Annotated in this window: 14 protein-coding genes; 3 read left to right on the top strand and 11 right to left on the bottom strand. The window is 46.4% G+C overall.

Features of this window, described 5'->3' with window-relative positions; all coding sequences use genetic code 11:
• Positions 1-254 precede the first annotated feature (254 nt).
• Entirely contained in the window at positions 255-872 is a 618-nt protein-coding gene (locus tag IEY34_RS22070; RefSeq protein ID WP_189015184.1) for a TVP38/TMEM64 family protein, read from the top strand.
• Between the two features lie 48 nt (positions 873-920).
• Here the strand turns inward: IEY34_RS22070 and IEY34_RS22065 are convergent, their stop codons facing one another.
• Positions 921-1,601, bottom strand: a complete 681-nt coding sequence (locus IEY34_RS22065; protein WP_189015182.1) for a TetR/AcrR family transcriptional regulator — start codon at positions 1,599-1,601, stop codon at positions 921-923.
• A gap of 183 nt (positions 1,602-1,784) precedes the next feature.
• On the opposite strand from IEY34_RS22065, the gene IEY34_RS22060 reads away from it, so the two are divergent.
• Positions 1,785-3,137, top strand: coding sequence for an MATE family efflux transporter (locus tag IEY34_RS22060; RefSeq protein WP_189015180.1), 1,353 nt, complete (start codon positions 1,785-1,787; stop codon positions 3,135-3,137).
• A gap of 314 nt (positions 3,138-3,451) precedes the next feature.
• On the opposite strand, the gene IEY34_RS22055 is transcribed toward IEY34_RS22060, so the two are convergent.
• From IEY34_RS22055 to IEY34_RS22010, 10 genes are all read right to left on the bottom strand, one after another.
• A complete protein-coding gene (locus IEY34_RS22055; RefSeq protein ID WP_189015178.1) occupies positions 3,452-3,673 on the bottom strand; it encodes a hypothetical protein in 222 nt (73 codons plus the stop codon).
• Positions 3,674-4,358: 685 nt separating this feature from the next.
• Positions 4,359-4,904, bottom strand: a complete 546-nt coding sequence (locus IEY34_RS22050) for a hypothetical protein (protein WP_189015176.1) — start codon at positions 4,902-4,904, stop codon at positions 4,359-4,361.
• A gap of 93 nt (positions 4,905-4,997) precedes the next feature.
• Complete coding sequence (lacZ, locus tag IEY34_RS22045; protein ID WP_189015217.1) at positions 4,998-8,123, bottom strand: beta-galactosidase, LacZ type; 3,126 nt, start codon at positions 8,121-8,123, stop codon at positions 4,998-5,000.
• A 144-nt stretch (positions 8,124-8,267) separates the two neighbouring features.
• Complete coding sequence (locus tag IEY34_RS22040; RefSeq protein WP_189015174.1) at positions 8,268-9,821, bottom strand: extracellular solute-binding protein; 1,554 nt, start codon at positions 9,819-9,821, stop codon at positions 8,268-8,270.
• A 66-nt stretch (positions 9,822-9,887) separates the two neighbouring features.
• Entirely contained in the window at positions 9,888-10,793 is a 906-nt protein-coding gene (locus IEY34_RS22035) for a carbohydrate ABC transporter permease (protein ID WP_189015164.1), read from the bottom strand.
• Between the two features lie 17 nt (positions 10,794-10,810).
• Positions 10,811-11,737, bottom strand: a complete 927-nt coding sequence (locus IEY34_RS22030) for an ABC transporter permease (RefSeq protein ID WP_189015163.1) — start codon at positions 11,735-11,737, stop codon at positions 10,811-10,813.
• Between the two features lie 143 nt (positions 11,738-11,880).
• Positions 11,881-13,968 carry a LamG-like jellyroll fold domain-containing protein gene (locus IEY34_RS22025; RefSeq protein ID WP_189015161.1) on the bottom strand — a complete coding sequence of 696 codons (2,088 nt, stop codon included), beginning with the start codon at positions 13,966-13,968 and terminating at the stop codon, positions 11,881-11,883.
• A 56-nt stretch (positions 13,969-14,024) separates the two neighbouring features.
• Positions 14,025-15,596, bottom strand: coding sequence for a response regulator (locus IEY34_RS22020; protein WP_189015159.1), 1,572 nt, complete (start codon positions 15,594-15,596; stop codon positions 14,025-14,027).
• Entirely contained in the window at positions 15,593-17,359 is a 1,767-nt protein-coding gene (locus IEY34_RS22015) for a sensor histidine kinase (RefSeq protein ID WP_189015157.1), read from the bottom strand. Before IEY34_RS22015 ends, IEY34_RS22020 begins: the two co-directional genes overlap by 4 nt.
• A 188-nt stretch (positions 17,360-17,547) precedes the next feature.
• Positions 17,548-19,659 (bottom strand): RICIN domain-containing protein, encoded by a 2,112-nt coding sequence (locus IEY34_RS22010; protein ID WP_189015155.1) that lies wholly within the window; start codon positions 19,657-19,659, stop codon positions 17,548-17,550.
• 846 nt (positions 19,660-20,505) lie between these two features.
• On the opposite strand from IEY34_RS22010, the gene IEY34_RS22005 reads away from it, so the two are divergent.
• Positions 20,506-22,242: an Imm51 family immunity protein gene (locus IEY34_RS22005; RefSeq protein ID WP_189015153.1), complete on the top strand. Its 1,737-nt coding sequence runs from the start codon at positions 20,506-20,508 to the stop codon at positions 22,240-22,242.
• Positions 22,243-22,375: the final 133 nt, after the last annotated feature.

Below are 22,375 nucleotides of genomic sequence, written 5' to 3'. Positions count from 1 at the left end.
AGGAAGCCCTCTTTGTAGATGTTCAGAAGAGGGCTTTTCGGTGTTTCTGCCCGTTATGTTAAGCTGCTGTGGCTTCAATAAACTCTTCAATCATATCGATGGATAGTAAAACGCTTACTCTTTATGTCCACGTCTCCTAGATATCGAGCTCGTCAAACCAACATTGCTACACCAAGGAAGAATGTTTATATGTTACACTAAGTAGGATCAACACGGCGAGAAGAACGACTCAGACCAAGGAGACACCCTACCCAATGAAGAAATGGTACACCATCAGCATGTATCTCGTGCTCATACTTATTGTCTATGTATTCAAGGATGAAATTTTGCATTGGATGCAGTATGGGGATGCGCCCGTTCTGCTTATTTTTGCGGCTGCGCTCGGGTTTATTATCGTACCGGTCATTCCCTACAAAATAGTTATCGGCATGCTCGGGTTTATGTACGGTCCATTGCTGGGCGCTTTGATCAGTTGGACTGCTGCTTCCGTTGCGTCAGTCATTGTTTTTTGGCTAGCACGCTACTTGTTTCAAAAGCAGGGACGTGCTTACTTGTCCAAGTACGAGAAGCTGGAAAGGCTCCAAACAGCGATTGAAAAAAATCCGTTTCTGACTATTTTATTGGCGCGACTGATCCCGGTTATCCCACAAGCTGTCGTTAATGTCATTCCTGCCATTACTTCCATTTCGGTCGTTACATTCGCTGTTGCGTCCGCATTGGGCAAAATTCCTGCTATGCTGCTGTTTGCGTTCATCGGCAGCAATCTGTTTGCTGGTACAAGCAAGCTCGTTTTGTCCGTTGGTGTGTATGTCCTTTTTTTGGCATCCGTCTACGTCGTTTACCGCGTCTGGCTCAAGAAGCGATGGCTTTGAAACCATTGAAACCGCTCATCCGATTACTGGATGAGCGGTTTTTACTTCCTACTTCTCCTGCTCCTTTATCACCTGTTCAATTCCCAACAAAATCAGCTTCACGCCAAACTCAAAGGCCGCATCGGTCCCCATCAACTCGAACAGCCCGTTCGTGAACATCCTCCGGAACAATCCCGCTTCCGTTTCGCTCATGGAGTCCAGAAGCTGAATCATCACCTCACCCGGAAGCTCTTCCCGGGCTTTAAGAATAGCAGAGACATTGCGCTCATGCTGATAAACGTCTAGAACGAAGTAGAAGACGTAGTTCACAAGGGTAGTAACCACTTGTATTTTCTGCTCTTGTTCAAGCGGCGTCGATTCCACGCAGACCAGCATACGGTTGGTGAACCGGATGATGTCCGGTTCGTGAGGCAGCGTCATCATCATGAGCTGTGTGGAGCAGGGATACCGGCTGAGCACACTCCGTACTGTTACTGCAAGACCCGCCAACTGCTCCTTCCAGTCCCCCTCGGAGTGGAACTCGTCCACGATAATTTTCGACACATGATTGGCCAGACGCTGATAGAGATTCTGCTTGCTCTTGAAGTACCAGTAAAGAGAGGGAGCTTGTATCCCCAGCCGATCGGCCAATCGTCTCATGCTGAATTTCTCGATGCCCTCCTCCCCAAGAAGCTCCCACGAGGTTTCCAAAATCTTATCTTCCGAAATCTGAGGCTGTTGCTTTTTCATCGGTATCCGCCCTTTATCTAACAGTGTAAGTTTATTCTTTACAGGTTCATAGATTCATGATAACATCTAACACTGTAAGGTTCAAACTAACACTGTAAGATAGTCATATCGAAGGGATTCCTCTTTTCACGCGAATACGAAGTAAATTAAAGTCCAAAATAACGAAAGAAAGAAGTGATCCACATGGATGCAGAAAACCTCCATTACTTTGAAAAAGCACCCGTTGCAAAAGCCGTAGCTCATTTCGCTGTACCAATGATTCTAGGCACGTCAATGAGTGTCATATATGCCATCTTGAATGCCTATTTCCTTGGTTCACTGGGCAATACGGCCATGTTAACCGCACTCGCACTAACTTTGCCGTTATTCGCGGTGATTATGGCGCTAGGCAACTTGATTGGCATGGGTAGCGGTACATTCATCTCCCGTTTGCTGGGAGAGAAAAAATATAATGATGTAAAGCATGTGTCTTCATTCGCCTTTTACAGCAGTTTAGTTCTCGGTCTTATCGTGATGGCCGTCGGTCTCCCGTTGATCGATCCAATCGTTCATGGTCTGGGGGCAACGCCTGAATCCTTCGGATTCACGAAGGACTATGTCACAATTATGCTGATTGGTTCGCCAATTGTCGTTTTATTCTTCACGCTGGAGAATATCGTGCGCTCGGAGGGTGCAGCAGTCACGTCGATGATCGGTATGCTTCTAAGTGTAATCGTGAATATTATTCTCGATGCGTTAGTTATCTTCGTGTTCCATTGGGACGTGATCGGCGTTGCGTCTGCTACGGTTATCTCTAACTTGGTTGCGGGTGTATTCTTCGTCTTCCATATGGGATATAAGAGCCAATTCTTAACCGTCTCTGTAAAATGGTTCAAGGCAACGAAGGACATTCTGAGCAATGTATTCAAAATCGGGGTTCCAGTCTTTATTATGAGTATCTTTTTGGGTGCAATGTCGCTTATCTTTAACCATTTTCTTGTTGAATATGGGGATCAGGCCGTAGCTGCGTACGGAGTATCATCACGTTTATTGCAATTTCCCGAGTTTATTCTGATGGGCTTATGCGAGGGAGTCGTGCCGCTCATTGCCTTCTCTTTTACGGCGAATAAATTACGCATGAAGCTTACCATTGGATTCACGATCAAAGCGATTGTGGCGTTAGCCGTTGTGTTCGGCGTCATCGTCTATCTAATTTCCGACCACTTAATTGGTTTATTTACGAATGACCCGCAATTAATCGAAACGGGCAGCTACATTCTGCATGTGACGTTCTTATCCTTGTTCATCACAGGAATGACCACACTGTTTACGGGGATCTTCCAAGCTACAGCGCAAGGAACCGCTGCTTTTATTATGTCAATTATTCAAGGAATTACTCTGATTCCTGTGCTCTATATCGCCAATCGAATGAACGGATTCCACGGTGTGGTCTGGTCGCTCGTTATTGCGGATGCCGTCGCATTCCTTGTTGGTGCCATCATGCTGTATGTTCTGCGGAACAAGTTGCAGCCGGATTTGGATAATTTAGTACAGTAAAAAATATAACACGCATGAAGGCAGGATGAGGGCGCTCCCCTACCCTGCTTTTTTAGGTACATGGACGGGAATAGGCTTACCAGTAATCTGATAGACTCCATTATCGTTTCATTGGCCGTACATTTTTCTTTGCGTCGTGTTGATTGGAACTCTTTTATTTAGATCTGGCAATGCCATGAAATTCTTATGTACCAAGCGCATGCTAATTTGATAAAACAAAAAAGCCCACGGGATGCTTCCCCCTTGAGCTTGACTAATTAAATGATGCCTTTGCGAAGAAAAACCTTATATTGTTATCAACGATTATAGCGTGGCTATTCTTCATACAGACCATGCTTGACCGAGTGGGATGACCAGCCTTTAATCGCTTGGCTATAAGGAATTTGTGGGTTAGTAAAGGGCTGTATTGACGGATGTATGGGTACTATTGATTGAGATGAAAAATTTTCGCTTGCTTTCCACTTTTCATAGCTTCCCGGATTGATTCCCAATTGTGTGATAATCTCATTTAAGTCTAGACTTTTTTTAATAATCACAAAATATCATCCTTTCAATTAGGGATATCGGTGCATTACTCTCTCCATTAATCCAAATTTAGTAACATCGCCTCCATTCTAATAAATTTATCATAAAGGTTTATAGGGAAAAAGTCTATGTTACGCCTTTAATGAATAGGTATAAAGACCTTATTTTAATATAATTATTGCTAACTTTAATGAATTCCAGATGCTATATATCAAGCAAATGATCACCATTCGGCCAATAAAGTGCTCAGTAACGCCAACTCCGTTCATTAAATCTCCAAAGTAGCCATTTTCCGGTCTATAAGCATCATACCGTTCATTAGATGCCCTTGAGACTGAAAACCGCCGTAGCTACGAAGCCTGTGGTGGACGCCAATAAGGAAATCCTAGCCTGCGGCTTGATCACCCAATCAATGTACCTTGAGGCAAGTCCAAGCCCCCTAACGAACTCAAAACCCTTTATTCGGCCAAAATCGCTCATTCTAAAAATCTAATGAACTCCAGATGCTCTATATCAAGCAAAAGATCACCATTCAACCAATAAAGTGCTCGGTAACGCCAACTCCGTTCATTAAATCTCCAAAGCAGCCTTTTTCCGGTTTATAAGCATCATACAGTTCATTAGATGCCCTTTGAGACCGAAAACATATAAATCTTGGCATTGAAAAAAGCCGCAGTTGTGCGGCTTCCTAAATCCTCAAATCGAAAAATTTTTCATCAATGGCATGATAAAAGAAATGACTCCCATCCCCAGCTTAAAAAAGCTGCCCATGTTGCCCAAGAAACCCCCAGCCCCAGTAGTGCCTTTAGAAGCACCAACTTTTCCAAGACCACCCATTAATCCGCTTGAGCCTCCGCCCAAAAGTCCCCCAAGCCCTCCGCCACCAAGAAGGCCAAGCATACCTCCTAATCCTCCGCCACCTCCGCCAAGCATACCTCCTAATCCCCCGCCGCCTCCGCCAAGCAAGCCGCCCAAACCTCCTAAATTGGATATTTGTGCTTTGGCGTTTGCTTTATTCCGGGAGAACCTCCGATTTCCCTTGAAGCCTTGAAGAATGACTTTGTCACCTTGGATTTGGTTTAGCACTCCGTAATACAGAGAACCATTTTTGAGCACTACACACACCGGTGTTCCTAAGTTGTCTTTAACATGTCTGGCGATAGAGGGTGAAGATGCAGGAATGGCTTTTTGGCCGATATTTACGCGTCCTTGCTTTTTTTTACGCTGCTGTAAAGTTTTCATCCCAGCTCACTCATCCTTTAAATGAAATAATCTTTCTTGACATCTTATGTTGATTGGTCATGTTTGGACTATGCACGGATGTCTTTTTACTTGTCAGTTCATCCCCCTACCCTGCAGCGTAAAACGGAATGAATAGCTCTTGTCAGCCAACAGTAAAAATTGCGGGTGCGGCTTCGAACCCCAACTATCATCGCCGCCAACACCCATCTGACGATAATTGATACGAACAACGGTTTTGTCGCTTGCCGGCAGTTTATAGACATGGTCATTTGCCTCAAGCTCAAATGGCGTATATGGCAGTGCGTTTAGCTCGAAAGTAGGTTCGCCTGTGATGTGCAGCGTAATACCGCTGTGATTCGCGATCGCGGCGCGGCGGACATCCATCTTGTTGCCGCACTCCTGCGGTCTTAGATAAGGCACGAATTGATCGGCAACTTTACCGTAGTACAGTCCAATCTTTGCGCTCAACTGTCGATCCCAATACGATTCATGCGGCCCTTTGCCGTACCATTCCATGTCTGAGAACGAGCCGTCCAGACTAAACATGACGCCGATTTCAGGAATTTCCGGCAGGTTGTTTCCTGGAACCAACTGCTGCAGCACGTGGATTGCTCCGCTGCCAAGAACGGTGTATGTCATCGAGCAAGTCGATTCCGATGTTGTAGGCAGCACATAAGCGACATGGATGATGACACGATCGGCAAGCGACTCCCAACGCAGCGAACGAAGTATACGCTCCTCGCCTGCACTTCGCCATGTTGCGCAACGTTCATGCTGCTTATTGCCACGGTCATTATCTGTGTATGCGCGCCAGAAGTTCGGAACGAGCGCACCCTTGAGAAGTTCACTTCCGCCAACGATATAGGAAACCAGGCTGCCGCTTGCCGTATCAAATCCAGCTGTGAAACCTTCTCCGCTTACAGTCAAACTACCAGTTTGCATGGAAACATGAACTGGATTGCCGCTCTTCACAGGCTCAACAACTGCTGCAACTGGCTTCCAAGCAGGAAGCAGGAATTGCTCGAACGCCACTTCATGACCGGCTTCCGCCCACTTCTCCGCTTTCTTCGTCACAAAACTGATCGTAAGCAAGGCTTCACCGCTTTGTTCACGCTTTGGCAGCACAAGCTTAATCTCCTTGCTCTCAAGAGGCGCGACCGATACAGTCAGATTGCCTTCAGCATATTCAGTGCCATCTACGGCAATCGTCCACTGCAGCAAATACGCATCCAAATTTGTAAACAGGTTTTTATTTGTAATACTATAGATGCCTTGTGTGCCATCCACTTCGGTTATTGCTATATTTTGATAGCACTTCTTGGCTTCAATCAACTTCGGTGTAATGGAACGGTCCGCAAGAAGAAGACCGTTGCCGCAGAAATTGCCAGAGTGTGGCGTTTCGCCGAAATCTCCGCCGTATGCCATATATGCCGTACCGTCCTCTTCCGTTTTCCAGAGACTTTGATCTACCCAGTCCCAAATAAAGCCGCCCTGCAGCACCGGATAGTGATCAAACAATTCGGTGTAAAGATGTAAACCGCCGAGGGAATTACCCATTGCATGGCTGTACTCGCATAAAATATACGGCTTTTTCGGACCGGCTTCATTCGCATACTTAATCAAGCTATCCGGTCTTAGATACATGTAGCTTTCAACATCCGTCGCATCGGCGGATTCTTTCCAATTCACAACACCTTCATAGTGAACAATTCGTGTTGGATCTGCCTCGCGTAAGAAATCATACATCTGGATGAAATTATCGCCGCCGAACGCTTCATTGCCAAGCGACCACATGACGATCGAAGGATGATTCTTATCCCGCTGCATCATGGAATTCGCACGGTCAATGACGTTCGCCGTCCATGCCGGATTGCTGCCAGGCACCGTCGTCGGAAGCAGCTCGGTCTGACCGCCGCTCCATGTGCCGTGTGACTCCAGATTGGTTTCGTCTATCACGTACACGCCGTACTCGTTGCAAAGCTCATACCAAATTGCATTGTTCGGATAGTGTGAAGTACGCACTGCATTGATATTGTACGCCTTCATGAGCTTAATGTCCGTCATCATATCTTCCATCTTCATCACGCGGCCACCGCCCGGGCAGAACTCATGACGGTTGACTCCTTTGAAGACAATTCGCTGTCCGTTGATGAGCATGAGTCCATCTTTAATCTCGAATGTACGGAAACCCGTCTGCGTGCTGATGGTCTCAAGCAGTTCCCCATCCTCATCCTTCAGGCTGATAACGAGCATGTAGAGGTGCGGCTCCTCCGCGCTCCATTTCAGCGGATTTGCGATATGCGCCGAAATCTCAACTTGAGTCTCGGCATTACCGCTACCAAGCGATTTAGTTACCTTCATTGGCGCTGCCAACACAGCGTTCTGCTGAGCGTCATACAACTGCGCCTCAAGAGTAACTGAACCCAAATCGGCTTCCCAATAATTCATCAGCATCGCTGTAACTTTAAGCTCTGCATGTTCGTATGCCTCGTCAAGCTCCGTTGTTACGAAGAAGTCATACACATGCGCCTTAGGCACCGTATACAAATAGACATCGCGGAAAATACCGCTCAGCCGCCAGAAATCCTGGTCCTCAAGCCAGCTCGCATCGCACCAGCGATACACTTCGACCGCAAGCGTATTATCGCCTGCTTGTAAATATGGCGTAAGGTCGAATTCAGCCGGTGTAAACGTATCCTCGCTGTAGCCCGCGAGTTCGCCATTGACCCACACGTAGAAAGCGGATTCCACGCCTTGGAAACTAATAAAAACAGGTTGCCCCTGCCAATGATCAGGCACTGTGAATGATCGGAAATACGAGCCCACAGGATTGTACAAGGTAGGCGCGAACGGAGGAGCCAGCTCCGGCTCTGACGCCTCCCACGGGTAGCGAACATTCGTATACTGCGGGTAATCGTATCCCTGCAGCTGCCAGTGTCCAGGAACCTTAATGTCATTCCATCCTGTATGATCAAAGCTGATCTCATAGAAATTCCCAATACGCTTGGACGGCGACTCCGCGAAAGCAAACTTCCACGTGCCGTTAAGTGATAGATAACTACGAGAAGCTGGGCGGTCATTCTTGAGCGCTTCTTCCACGGAATCGAAAGGCATCAGGGTTGCGTGTGCTTTCATTCGATTAAGTTCAAAAATTTCAGGATTATTGTTCCATTCCGGATAGCCGTTTGCAGGCGGGATATGCTTAAATGTTTGTTTCATCATCGATAACCTCTTTCATCTTTAATAAGGCAGGAAGTGTCGTACCGAATAATAACCCGAAAGTTAGACACCTCCAATAAAGGTTCCTACTCTCGGGTTACGGTTTAGGCCATGGAATTAAGACTGTTTACTTCACGGCTTGTTCTATTTATTTTCAGCCAGGAACGTGTTAACTTGATTTTGAAGTTCAGCTTGGGCTTTATCTACGCCTGCTGCCTTGAGTTGTGATTGTAAGTCAGCCAATCCTTTGTCCGTTTCTTTCACGAGACCGTATTCGAGCGGCAGCCCGTAGCGGGTCATAACGTTACTGACATTCGAGACTTCATTAATAACTTTCGAGGTATCAAACACGAACGTTTCCAGTTTGAAATGAGTAACTTGGTTTTTCCATTTGTTCTCGATGTCTTTCGCCGCTTGGGGATAAGTTGTCTCCTGGCGATTCAGCGGGGATTGGAAACTCCAGTTCGTGAACGTGTTGAAGCTAGCGAATTTGTCCGTTTTCGTGAATTGATCGCTGCCGACAGCCGTGTAATGCGTGCCTTCAATACCATACATCATCAGATCGTGAAGCTGTTTGTCATTTTGAAGCAAGTCTAGCACCATTAGCGAGCGTTCCGGAGATTTGGACGAAGCATGGATGGCTATGCCGTTTTGCGTCGAAATTGCCGTTGATTTCTTGCTGTCTTGTGCGATATCGGTTATGCCGATTTTCCAATCAGGGTGCACACTTTTGATAGCGGAAACAGATGAAGCGCCGGAAGATAACGTATGTGAATATGAGGCAATTTTACCCGATTTAAAATCTTCTGACTGGCTTCCTTTGTAAGTCAGCACATCTCTCATCCATGCGCCATTGTCCGCGAGATTTTTGTAGTAAGTAAGCAGATCTTTGAATTCCGGCGTGTCGTAGATGCTAAACACTTTGCCCGCTGCATCTTCTATTTTGAACGCGAACGGTGTACCATCAATTTGCTTCCAATTGTTCTTTTGCACCAACAACAGCGTGTCCAACGCATTCATATTCGAAAGAGTTGGGCCAAACGGCGTAACGCCCTTTTCGTTTTTCACAATCGCATCCGTAAATTTCGCGAACGAAGCCCCGTCAGTAATAGGCGGCAAGTTATACTTCTCGCGCAAGTCTTCGCGGTAAATGACGAGCTTCTCCTTATATTCGTTCGGAATGTTATACGGGATCATGTAAAGCTTGCTTTTAACTCGCGCTTGATCCCACTTTACTTTATCCATGGCTTTCCAGGTTTGCGGCGCATACTTGGTAAGGATAGTGTCCGTCAGTTCCAGGAAACCGCCTTTATTGGCTTGATCGGCGTACATAGCCCAGTTGGCCGTAAAGACGAGGTCGAAGTCTTCATTAGCTGCAAATTTGAGCGGATATTTCTGCTTCCAATCGGACCAATCCAAGAACTCTGTTTGAAGGGTAGTGTTTACTTTCTGCTTCAAAATTTTGTTGATTTCTCCAAATACCAGGTCGTAATCGGCCGGTTTCGGTCCCAACAAGATCATCTTCAAGGTAACGGCTTTAGAAGTATCGATCCCCCCGTCTTTCGGATTTGTCGAGGCCGTGCTTTGGGCATTGTTTGCAGTGTTTTTCGGGCTTTCGCTGTTGCCGCATGCGCTAAGCATCATAGATGCTGCCAATAGACTCGTCAATGCTATCCCCAGTGATTTCTTTGTTTCCATTGTATTGCTAACCCCTTTCAATTTTCCAGTTGTCGTATTTATATTGATAACCAGGTTTCCCTGAGATTACCCCTTAACAGCGCCAATCGTTAATCCTTTTACGAAGTACTTTTGGATGAACGGATAGGCAAGGATGATCGGACCGGTTGCGACAACGGTCATGGCCATTTTCAAGCTTTCCCCGGGAATCGTGACCGTCACACCCGCCCCGGATCCTACCAGGGCATCGCGCATGCCCTCCAGATTGCCTATCATCTTGTATAAGTAATATTGCAGCGGCATCAACTTTTCATCGGAAATAAACAGCAGTGCCATATACCAATCGTTCCAATGGCTAAGCGCGATGAACAGACCAATCGTCGCCAGCGCAGGCTTGGAAAGCGGAAGTATCAGATTGAGGAAGATCCGGAAATCGCCGGCGCCATCGATTTTGGCTGACTCCGAAATCGCATCAGGAATACCGCTCATGAACGCCCTCATGACAAGAATGTTGAACACATTCACCAATGTCGGCAGAATAAGTACGATCAATTTATCTTTCAGATCCAAATAGTTGACAATTAACAAGTACCACGGGACAAGCCCTCCGCTGAACAGCGTGGTGAAGAAGAAGTAAAAGGCGAAATGGTTGCGCCACTTGAAATCTTTGCGGCATAGCACGTAAGCCGTCATTGCCGTTAGGAACAAGCCGAGTACCGTACTGACGACAGTGACCGTGATAGTTACGCCGTAAGACCTAATAATAGCATCCGGATATTCAAAAATAATGCGATAGGCTTCCGTCGAAAATAAGGTAGGAAGCATACTATAGCCGTGCAAACGGATTGCATTCTCATCGTTGAACGAAGAGGCCAGAACGATCCAGAATGGTATGATGCATAGGAATGCCATGCCAACAAGTGTGACGTACCCGATGGCGGAGAGAAAGAACTTATCCTTCTGTAGGCCGCGTTTAACGGCTGTCGCGTGCATATGAAATGTCCCCCTCACTAGAATAAAGCGCGATCCTTATCGTATTTGCGTACCGCAGAGTTGACCAACAGAATCGTCACGAAGCCGAGTACCGATTGATAGACACCTGCTGCGGCGGACATGCCGATCTCGTTAGTGGTCATCAGTAAGCGGAAGACAAAAGTATCAATAACGTCTGTCGATGAAAACAAAATGCCGTTGTTGCCAACCAAATTGTAGAACATGCCGAAGTCGCCGCGGAAGATATGGCCAACAGATAGCAGTACGAGAATCGTGAGCGTTGGTATTAAATTCGGAACGGTTACATGAAATATGCGCTGGAACACGTTCGCTCCGTCAATTTCGGCCGCTTCATACATTTCCGTGTCGATGCTCGTAATGGCGGCTAGGTACATCACCGTGCCATAGCCGAGAGACTTCCAGATGTTAAAGAATAACAAGATGTAAGGCCAATATGCCGGCGTATTGTAAATATCGATCTTCTCCATGCCTAGCGATGTCAATAAGTTGTTGATTGTGCCGATGTCGTAGCTGAAGAAACTGTAAGCAATAGAGCCAACGACTACCCAGGAGATGAAATACGGCAGGAACATCGCCGATTGGATGATTTTGCGAAACCATTTGCCCCCGACTTCAAACAGCAGAATTGCCGCTGAGATTTGCAGTACGTTGCCGATGATAATAAAGCCTAGGTTATACAACGCTGTATTCCGTGTCACCAGCCAAGCGTTGCCGGATTGGAAGAAAAATTTAAAATTATCAAACCCTGCCCACGGACTTCCAAAAATACCCCCTGTGTAGTTGTACGTCTTGAAAGCAATTACGATCCCAGCCATCGGGATGTAGGAAAACAGAAAACATAGCAACGCAGTTGGCAATATCATAAGCAGCAAAGTTCTATTTTTTATTAGTTCATGCCAGATTCTTTGTTGTCTCTTTATCATAGCTCTTCTCCTCTCTCTGTTTATAAGTATAGAGGAATGGATATTTAGATATCATTTAGCTGAACAACTAAAATTAGTACTAAATCTACGAACATATTTAAATATTGTTAATAAGCACAAAAAAGCAGTAGAGGATCGACCCTCTACTGCTCTTCTTGTTTCGGATAGGGAACATGAATAATAGAAATATTGTCATATTGTGCATAATTATAGCCGCTTCCCAAACCTGCAACACCTGTAGCATACGTGTTATCTGTGACCGATGCAACAAGATTATTATCAATGTATCCCTTAATAATTGGGCCGCCAAAACTTAATTTTAAATGATGCCAAGTATTTGCTGAGAAAGGCACACTGCCTGAAGCCAGTATGGAATCGGAATCTTTCAGCGGGTCTGTGATCCGCAAACTCCACTGGCCAGCCTGATCCACCTGCAGCCTGTAGCCGCTGATCAACGTATCATTGATGTATTTACGTGCCTGAGTGCCCGCGCGTCCAACGATGGATACCGTACCGGGCTTTTCATTTCCATAACAATCTGTTCCGGCGCTTTCAATACAAACATCCGAGCTGAAGTCATAGTCCGTCCAATCCAGATCGCCTAATTGTGTATGCGTGCAATATCGAATACGAGGGGTCATCCAAGCATCCCACTGCTTCATTGGACCTGCAACAACTTGACGCAAAGCTTTGCCGCCGCTGCCAAACTTATCGGCAACTTCGAATACGCCTTCCACATCGGAAGTAAATTTAGGCGTTTCACCTATAACGTAGCTTTCAAAATCATCATAATAATTTCTAGGGAACGATTGAGGTGCCGGGATTGGATGGGCAGACTGCCCCTTCTGCTGTCCCGTCGTTGTTGTCAACGAATAGATCGAGTTTGGCTCAAGGTTGATCGAATACGAACTATCTGATGTCATGATATCAGGCTGTTGAATAAACTGTTGTCCTTCATTTGATTTCCATACGTGAACCGTGTCCGCCGATAATCCGCCTATCAGCTTGATTGTCATCGTCTCCGCAATGTCTCCTGTTACCATAATAACACTATAATTCCCACTGCCATCCGGCTGCTTTAAGGTTACGTAAGAAGTTCCTCCTGTCGTGAGTCCACACCCACTGTCCAGATACTGCCAGCCCGGCTGAGCAAATTGATTCGTATGCGCGGCGGCCCAGACCCCAGGCATAACGGTATAAATGCCTGACCAAGGTTCGTCGGCTATCATAACACCTGTTTTGGGAAACGACAAATTGGTATAGGATGATGAGATCATATGCCAAACATTTGTTTTGGTGACCTTGGCTTTAATATAATTGTTATTCATGATCCTAGCCAGTTCGAGAGCGCCCTTCTGACCGTTAGCGTCGTACCAACTGCCGGAACCTGTCCAGCCTTCGCTCTCCCATAGCGTCAAACCGGAGTTTTGGGCAATTTCCGTAGAAGTGCTCTTCACATAGTGGTAGCCAATGACGGATACCGCATTCAGTAGTAGTGGATCTGCAAGGACTTCATCAACGAAAGCCCAGGGTGATCTTGGGTTATAGGGTTCTTGTTCCCTGCCACCAATGTCAGGAGCGATAATTTTTACATGTTGTAAGCCATTTCGATCAAGTGTAGGTCTCAAAATATTGACAAGGTAGTTTTTTAAATAGGAAGGACTATTGGGATCACAAGGGTCTACTGCATCAAGTCCAACAAAGCTTTCGTTCTGATTACCCCCTACGTAGTCAATGTCCAAGTCCCAAACTCTTTTAGCTCCCTGGATATAGCTCACCAAATAATCCGCATTATCCTGCGAATACATGGCATATTTACTTTTGTGGTTGCTATAGTAATTGTCCTTGTTTTTGCCGATGTTGTTGCTGAAGTCGTTAATCCATCCTGGGGCGCCCCACTGCAAAATATCAAGTTGGATCTTCGAATTCCGCTTCTTCGCTTCGCTCATTAGCCAAAGCTCGTAGCCTCGATACATATTCGGATTAGCAAGCTCCTCCCTTGTTCTCGCGTGGGTAGGCTCTGTTCCCGTAGTGGAAAAGACATCTCCGCCTACCTCGACTTTTAAATGGGTATAGCTGGCCCCATAATTCGGCTTGAAAAGATAATCCAGAATGTCACTGCGATAAGGCTCTGGATAATCGATCAACAGACGCGTATTGCCACCACCGCCGCTAACCACGCCTTCTCCTTCAAAAATTCTTCCTGCTCCGTTGCCGTCAATAATCAACATAATAATGATAAATCCTCTCTATATATAAAAAATTAATACTAAATCTACGACATCTTTTATATTTTGTTCTTTTTACGATAATCCCTTGGCGTCATACCTGTAGCCTGCTTGAAAAAGCGATTAAAGTAAATGACATTTTTGTAACCAATTTTGTCTGCGATTTCATAAACTTTCATCCATGGATTGTCAAGCAGCTCACAAGCACGCTTCATGCGAATGGTATTCATAAAGTCGCTGAACCCCATCCCCGTCTCCGCTTTAAACAAATGGCCTAGATAATTGGGCGTAAAGTCGAATTTCGCAGCAACTTCCTTAAGCGTTACTTTGTTCTCCAGCAGTCCTTCCACATAGCTCATAATATCCGCGATCAATTTACGGTCCTGCTTCCGCCTTTTCATAAACAACAGCTCGGACAACTCGAATAACCTTCTGCGCAGCCAGGACACGATATCATTCATCGTCTCGAATTCGAATAACACATCGGGCTGATGAGATTCCCAGTTGAGGAGCTCATACAAATTCTCATTTAATTGCTGCAAATCACCATGTAATTTCGACGTCATACGTATGATCAGATCATATGCCTCACTCTTACGATGCGGGGCAAAGTCGGGACGGAATATGGCCGTTAAGCCATCATCAATTTTCACTAGATCATAGTCAAGTATGGCTTGCAGCAGCTCCTCGAAAATTCGTTCAATTGGAACGGCTCCCGTCTTAACGGGTTGCTGGGATGTGATATCGCGAATCACTCGGTTTTTACCCAGTATCCACTTGATGCTGAGCGCCATCTCTGCTTGACGATACGAGTTATGAAGCTCTTCCGGGCTATACGCGCGAACGCCAATTCCAACGGTTATTGTGAACGGGAAAGCCTCGCGGAAAGCATCAATCAGTTCTTCAAGCTTAGTGCCAATTTCAACTCCACCTGCTGTCAATAGAACGAACCGATTAGCGAAACCGATCATTAGGTTCCCCAGTCCTTTTTTCTGAACAATTTCCATCAGATGCTGCTCTACGCTTGTCCATAATTCGCGGCGACCTTCTATGGTCAGCTCCTTCGAATGTCTTTCGAAGTCATCGGCCTCAATCAAAGCCACCGCTGTACCTTTCTCGATAAAAGGCGTCACAAACTCGGTCAGCCGCTCTTCGGCTGTTGCTGGAGACGCTTCATGGAACCAGCGAAGCAGCAGCTCTCGCTGTACGTATGGCAGTGCCTCAGATAGAGTGGAGCGGTGGCGACGATCCTCCTCTACCTTGGCACAAAGGCCTGCAATCATCTTAGCCAGCTCGCCGTCATCGACAGGCTTCAACAAATAGTCATAGGCTTCTAGTTGCAAAGCTTCCTTCGCATAGCTGAAATCTTCATGTCCGCTAATAAAAGCAATCCGGACTTCCGGGTTGATCTCTCTCGCTTTGCGCGCGAATTCGAACCCCGACATAATCGGCATGCGAATATCAGACAGAATGATGTCAATTCTTTCCTGTTTCATACAGGCAAGTGCGGCAAACCCGCTCTTCGCTGTTCCCGCAACTCGCAGCCCTTGACAATGCGTTGCTTCTACTCGTACCCGGAGCCATTCCAAATCAATTGCTTCGTCATCGACAAGTAAAATGTGAATGTTCATGATAGATCGTCACCCTTTCCTGTGTGATTGTGAGAGTAACTCATTGTGTCAACCTCTGATAAAGTATTCATATGAAAAGGCAACAAAATGTGGACGGTCGTCCCGCCGCCGTAAATACTGGCAATTTGCACACCGTAATCGGCGCCATATCGGAGTTTGATTCGTTCATTAACGTTCTTCAGTCCGTAAGCATTCGATTGTGGTCCGCCGCGAAACACCTTGTCGACGGTATCTGGCCGCATGCCGATGCCGTTATCGATGACCTTCAGCTCGAGCCGCTCCCCTACTCGCTTCGCCGTAATACGAATCGCGATTGTTTCTCCGAACCATGCATGCTTGAACACATTTTCAACAAATGGCTGCACCAGCAATTTAATAATCTGAACCTCTTCGACTTCTGGGTCCAGATCGATAAATACTTGAAACGCATCTGCATATTTGACTTTTTGGATGTCGAGATAGGCCCCGACTTGATCCAATTCTTTCTGCAGCGGAATAAGAACTTGCCCTTCATTCAGCGTCAATCGATAGAACCGAGAGAGCAGCTTTACCATCTCCGTCACCTCGCGTGTCTTGCCCAAATTGCTTAGGCTGCTAATTGTTGACAAGGTATTGTATAGAAAATGAGGATTAATTTGCGCTTGCAGAGCCTCTAGTTCCGCCTGCTTTTTTTGAACCCCTTGTTTGTATACATCTTGAAGAAGCTGCTGAATACTGTTTGCCATGCGATTGAATGAATGAGCGATAAGTTCAAACTCGTCGTTCCCGCTAACAGTGAGTCGTCGATCGAGTTTTCCCTCTTGTAAGGACCGAATAAATGAGACAATTCGTTTCATTCTTCGTCCAGACAACGTCGCTACGACAAACCCGATAATCCCCATCATAACAAAACTTGCCGCACAGATCAGCCCGATCGTCACTTGCAGCCGCTTCGCATCTTTGTTCAAATAATCGAGCGGCACGCGAACCTCAATTGCGAACGAAGTTCCTTCAATTTCTTCCCGCAAATTCAGAAACTTGTCGCCAGTATCGCCAGGAAGCCGCTCGAACAAAGTAAGGCCTGTCCGTTGGTCATAGAATCGCAAGCCAAGTCCCTGCTCAGGATATTTGGCTATGTTGCCAATCAAGCTATCGAGATTAACCGTAATTTTAATATATCCAATGACGGAACTATAGTCCGTAAATAAGACGAGCTTACGGAAAAGGGAGACATTGCCAACCTCCTGGTCCCTATCAGCTTGGAACCACAGATTATCTGCTCCATTGGCCCGCAGCTTTTGAAACCATGAACTGTCCTGCAGCGTGGAAAAGGACTGGATAAAATAATCACTTTTCGTCATTGGACTCGTGTCGGAAGAGCCGATTGATTCACCAATATCCGGGTTCACAGCGTAGAGTGTCAGCTGAATCGGGCTGCCGAACAGTTCAAGCGGCGCTTGAAGCAGAGGAATAACTTCATCAATGACCGTTAAGTACATGCTGTGACGATCGCCATGTTTCGTAAGGGCGCGTTGAAACGGCAAGTTGCCAAACAACAGATCAGAAATTCGCTGAATTTCTGCCATGCGGTAATGCGCATTATTGCGCGTTTGCTCAAGTGCAGCTCGTATACCCGTCTGTGCTACCTCCGTACGGGACTTTACAAGCATTGTATACGAGGCGTAGCCGATCGCTGCGTCTGTAACCAGCACGAGCAAGAGATAAGGAATCATCATTTTATACGTAAAGGGCATATATTTGCTTTTGAAAAACAATCGTGCCATATAAAGTCAACCCTTCTACGATTTAAATAGTGTCAGAGATACGGTTAAACGCAGAACGTTATATTTCAGTTTAGAGTATACGTGCGAGTCTAGAATATACAGGTAAACAACGAAAAAGGGTATGGTATCAACTATTTTATCAGAAATAAAAAACCGGAGACGTGTAAATGTCCCCGGTCACTTTCAAATTAAGGATTGAGAACCGTAAAACTCCAGTTCTGGTTCAGAGAGCTAGATGGTGTCCACTGTTTATTCAATTTGCCATCTGCTGTGCTGCCAGCATCGATGCCGAGCATTAGGCCGCTGTTAACATTTTTCAGTTTGTAGAAGCTGCCGCCTACGTCAACAAGCTGCCAAAGCTGGCTATTGGAGCTGCTTGCTGTATGAATGACGCTATTCGCGCCGCTGAATGTGGCAGAGCTGGCAATATCCATGTATGTACCGCTGTTGACATTTTTAATTTTATAGTAGCCGTTAGTGTACTCGAACTGCCAGGATTGGCTTGCCGCGCCTGTATAGGTTCGCTGTTCGATATTCGTACTTGTAACCGTAGCGTTTCCTACTGTCCCCAAAGATTTGCTGCTATTGCGATTTAGAATCGAATACGTCTTGGTCAGATCAATTGGAGCAACCGCGTCGAAGCGCCACGTTTGGTTCGCCGAGCCTGCTTCTTCCCATTGGATGACAGCTGCACTGTCGTCTGTCGAACCATTACTCATGCCTAGCACCTTGCCGCTGTTACGATTCTTGATTTTATAGTAACCGCTCCCTGCGTCGATGAGCTGCCACTGCTGACTATTGTTGTTGCTAGCCGTCCATTGGATGCTATATCCGCCACTTGCCGTCGATGCGTTTCGGATGTCCATGAACAATCCGCTGTTCGTATTTTGAATTCTGTAATAACCTGATCCAGCATCGACGAATTTCCAGGACTGGCTGGCTGCGCCGGTATATGCCCGCTGCTGGAGTGTCGCGTCAGCTGTCGTAAGATCATTTGTAATGGCAAGCGCCTTACTGGAATTGCTGTTCACAATCGCATAGGTTAACTGCGTGTTAATAGGAGCTGCAGGAGCTGTCGGGCTCCATGTTCCAGCAGTCAGGTCCGTATACCATTGTTGATACCCGTTAATAATTGGCTTGCCGCTGCTATCGAAAGTCAGAGGATACCATTGGTTACGACCAGGTCCATAACTTCCAAAAGTACCGTCACTCTCTTTCAAATTGTTCCAACGGTCGCCGATAAACAGATACATCATTCCGGCTGTTCCTTGAATCGGAAGGATTTGGTCGAATTGCGTATCGAACGAATTCGAACCCGTAGGGCTAGTCCTGTCGTAGGTAGAGCCTTGCCACGAGGTTGTCCCAACCTTGGCAGATGAACTCCAATCACCGGTTACACTGTCTGCTGTATAGTAATAAGTTTGGCTGGATCTCCAACCATTGGTCTGGGAAGCCAACAGGTAATACTTGGAACCTACTTTGAACAAGGTAGTCGCTTCTTTATAAGGAGCTGACGACTCCAACAGTTTAACGCGCGTGATACTGATTTCATATTCATTATTGGCATTCAGTGTTGTGTCCACTCTGCCGATATAAATCCCGGAATTATAATCAGGCGTGCCACTTGAAGTCAGTTTCCAATCAACGGTTTGCGTCATGTACGTAACTCCGTCATCATCGGTGAAGAACGAACCGAGATCCCCATTTCCATAATAACCGCCTGGGTTAGGAATGAGCTTTTGGAATTCGAACTGACTTACGGGTGAATCACTATACCAGATGGAAATGGCATTGCGGTATCCGCCAGGATATTTCCATTCCAAAAACATCACATATTTACCGATTACGCTGTTATACTGGACCACCGGTCTGCCGAACCAATTATTTTTATCAAATGCAGGAACTGTTGTACCAGGGTGCGCTGTACGATAAGTATCAATGGAAGGAAAGTCGACAATACGCCTATACGCTGTCCAGTTAACGAGATCTGTCGACGTGTAGGCACTAACTCTCTTTTCCCATTTTGCTGTATTATCTGTCCCGTCTGGCAAAGTCTTAGGTTGAGAAAGATCCCCGCCGTACCAATAATACGTATCTCCTTCTTTCATCATCCAACCGCCTTGGGACCAGATCTGCTCACCGTCCGCAGCGTACTTATCAACAGCGTTTGAAATTTGTGACGACGACGCACTCGCTGGCTGTGCGACAACGAAGGTCGTAATTGCAATTAGTGCGGCTAACAGAACCGTCACTATTTTTGTCGATACATGAGGTAGTGAAAAGTTATGCTCTTGCTTCATGAGGGAATGCACCTCTCCTTGGTGTAAATTGATGAAATTGAAAACAATGAAATAGGAATCCACTCCAATACGCCCTTTAAAAAGTCCCCCCTCTCAATAATATGAAGCGCTTTCATATTGTTCATTGTATAGATTTTTCGACAAATTTCATATGGAGCAACGCAACGAAATATAAACTTATTCAACAAAAGATGAACATCGGACAGATCGCTGTCGATCCGTCTGGTAAAAATATTATGGATTCAATACCGTAAAGCTCAGTTCTGGTTCAAAGAGCTAATAAGCGTCCATTGCTTATTTAATTTGCCATCTGCTGTGTTTCCAGCAATCGCCCGCCTAACTTATTAATTAGACCATCTTATCTATAAAAAATCATTCTGTTTATGTATCGGTATTTTTACATATTTTATGAATCCAGTTTTCACCTGCCCTAACAATCAGTTGCTGTGGCAAACTGCTCCTTGTTTTGTTGAACTAACGTTCTTCGTTGGCGCAACAGGCCAATGGGTTTATCACCGGCAGTCTACTAGATCAGCCTCTTCTAAGGGCAAAACCCAGTAAGGGAACTAGAGGACGCTATTTAGGCAAAAAGCAGGGATGCAAGGGTCATAGCGGAACTACAGGGTCTTATTTCCGCGAAATCAGCTAAATTTCCCAGCAAACAGCAAAATAGCGCCCTGTAGTTCCCCTCCCTCCCTATAATGCCACTTTTCGCTAGAATAGAGCCCTGTAGTTCCCTTTCCGCGCGAGGCAGATTTCGTAATACCGGTAAACATTTCCAATCACAACCCTCTCTCTGGTAAAATAGAGAAAATCATATTTTCACTTGGGAGGCAGACGGCAACGATGGAACAAGAACTAAGCGCACAGATCATGCGGTGGCACGAGGATGATGAACATCAGCAGATCGTAGACACTCTGATGAAGATACCTCCAGCGGACAGGGATTACGACATGATCAGCAGTATGGGTCGGGCTTATAACAATCTGAGTTTGTATGAGAAAGCACTGGAACAGTTTGCTTTTATTGCAGAGCAAGGAAAAAATGATCCATTGTGGTATTTTCGCGTAGGATATTCCTATTATTATATGAAGCGGTATGAGGAAGCAGCAGGTGTGCTAAGCACCGCGCTAGAGCTGGATCCTGGCGATCAGCATTCAGCCAGATTGCTGGACTGGAGCCATAGCAAATGGCAAAAACAACAAAAGGCTGAATCCCTGCGCAGGCTCAGCCAACAACAGAAAGACCCAGGAGCAGTCCCTTTTGAAGGTATGGATCTCGACAGTTTCTGGGAAGACAGTAAGTATGCCAGAGAACAATATGTCTCTGATCCGCCTACGGATGAGCTGATTTCTTCTGTAGAAGAAGAACTCGGCTATAAGCTGCCGGCAGCCTATATTGCTCTGATGAAGCATCAGAACGGTGGCGTTCCCCATCATACTTCCTTCCCGACAGATGAAGCTACCTCATGGGCTGAGGATCATATTGCAATCACGGGAATTATGGGGATCGGCCGCGACAAAAGCTACTCGATCTGCGGTGATCTCGGCAGTCCGTTCATGATTGAAGAGTGGGGTTATCCGGATATCGGCGTGGTCATCTGTGACTGCCCTTCGGCAGGGCACGATGTCGTGATGCTGGATTACCGTCACTGTGGGAAGGACGGCGAACCTGCAGTCATCCATGTCGATCAAGAAGATGATTACGAGATAACATACTTGGCACCGAACTTCGAGACTTTCATCCGCGGTCTGGTGAATGATGAGGATTACGACACTTCTGAAGAAGATAAAGAAAACGATCTGCGCAAAGTGGCTGAAGGACAATTCTCTCCACTGCTCACGGAACTCTGCGGTCAGGCCTCTGAGGTGGATGGGCTGGAGTCCAAAATACGCAGCGTTTGTACCCGGATCGTCCAGGAGAAGGATCATTTCTCATTTCATGCGGATGAGCGGTCTCATCTCATGTACGATGTGCAGTTCTGGCTATACACCAACGCTTACCCGACTACCAGCCGTCAACAGTATCTGGATACCTATGATCAAATGATCGCTTTCGGCGGCGAGTTCGGCCAAGGAGGATATGCTCCCGGCTTCATCAGCGATTGGCTGGATGGGCGGATCGCGGGAGGCCTAATCGTTCAGGAGAATGGCGTTGTCCGTTTCACGGACGAGGCACGAAGTGCGGTGATAGCAAAGCTTTCAGCAGAAGCGGAAGCTGCACAGGCATCGGCAGCTGCAAGAGAAACGAAGGATATCGCCCCCTTTATCCTCGTGGAACAGAAAAATGGCGGCAAATCAGTCATTCTGACGGTCGGTAGCTATTTGGCCGAACTATTCGACACCCGGGCGGACGAGGGGTTCGAAGGCAACGGTTACGATTGGGCTTCACTGGCGGCGGTGTTCTTGAATGAGCGGATGCCAGGGCTCGCGGACACGATTCATTTTGACCCGGAAGCAGATATGTTCTGTGCCTACTCGAGTAATGGAGCCGCTGTAGAACAGTTCGCAAGGGCGTTCAAATTTGCCTGTGAGGATAAGGTACTTATTCAAGATCTGTTCACTCGCGCAGAATTGGATTGAGCTAATGTTATAAGGTAAACAAAGAGCGGGCTTCAGTTGCCCGCTCCTTCGTATTGACTCAATCCTTTTCTAAGTATAGCTATGCCTAAAACCACGCAGTAAATTGCAGCCAGCGGAGTCAGCAATCCTATCC

Source organism: Paenibacillus marchantiophytorum (assembly GCF_014640555.1).
Lineage (GTDB): Bacteria > Bacillota > Bacilli > Paenibacillales > NBRC-103111 > Paenibacillus_E > Paenibacillus_E marchantiophytorum.
This window is presented reverse-complemented; position numbering and strand designations above follow the sequence as displayed.

Bases quoted from the DNA above. Each gene is read 5' to 3' on its own strand.
- lacZ (WP_189015217.1), bottom strand. From the start codon at position 8,123: ATGAAACAAACATTTAAGCATATCCCGCCTGCAAACGGCTATCCGGAA.
- IEY34_RS22060 (WP_189015180.1), top strand. From the start codon at position 1,785: ATGGATGCAGAAAACCTCCATTACTTTGAAAAAGCACCCGTTGCAAAA.
- IEY34_RS22015 (WP_189015157.1), bottom strand. From the start codon at position 17,359: ATGGCACGATTGTTTTTCAAAAGCAAATATATGCCCTTTACGTATAAA.
- IEY34_RS22035 (WP_189015164.1), bottom strand. From the start codon at position 10,793: ATGCACGCGACAGCCGTTAAACGCGGCCTACAGAAGGATAAGTTCTTT.
- IEY34_RS22020 (WP_189015159.1), bottom strand. From the start codon at position 15,596: ATGAACATTCACATTTTACTTGTCGATGACGAAGCAATTGATTTGGAA.
- IEY34_RS22010 (WP_189015155.1), bottom strand. From the start codon at position 19,659: ATGAAGCAAGAGCATAACTTTTCACTACCTCATGTATCGACAAAAATA.
- IEY34_RS22065 (WP_189015182.1), bottom strand. From the start codon at position 1,601: ATGAAAAAGCAACAGCCTCAGATTTCGGAAGATAAGATTTTGGAAACC.
- IEY34_RS22070 (WP_189015184.1), top strand. From the start codon at position 255: ATGAAGAAATGGTACACCATCAGCATGTATCTCGTGCTCATACTTATT.
- IEY34_RS22005 (WP_189015153.1), top strand. From the start codon at position 20,506: ATGGAACAAGAACTAAGCGCACAGATCATGCGGTGGCACGAGGATGAT.
- IEY34_RS22025 (WP_189015161.1), bottom strand. From the start codon at position 13,968: ATGTTGATTATTGACGGCAACGGAGCAGGAAGAATTTTTGAAGGAGAA.
- IEY34_RS22030 (WP_189015163.1), bottom strand. From the start codon at position 11,737: ATGATAAAGAGACAACAAAGAATCTGGCATGAACTAATAAAAAATAGA.
- IEY34_RS22040 (WP_189015174.1), bottom strand. From the start codon at position 9,821: ATGGAAACAAAGAAATCACTGGGGATAGCATTGACGAGTCTATTGGCA.
- IEY34_RS22050 (WP_189015176.1), bottom strand. From the start codon at position 4,904: ATGAAAACTTTACAGCAGCGTAAAAAAAAGCAAGGACGCGTAAATATC.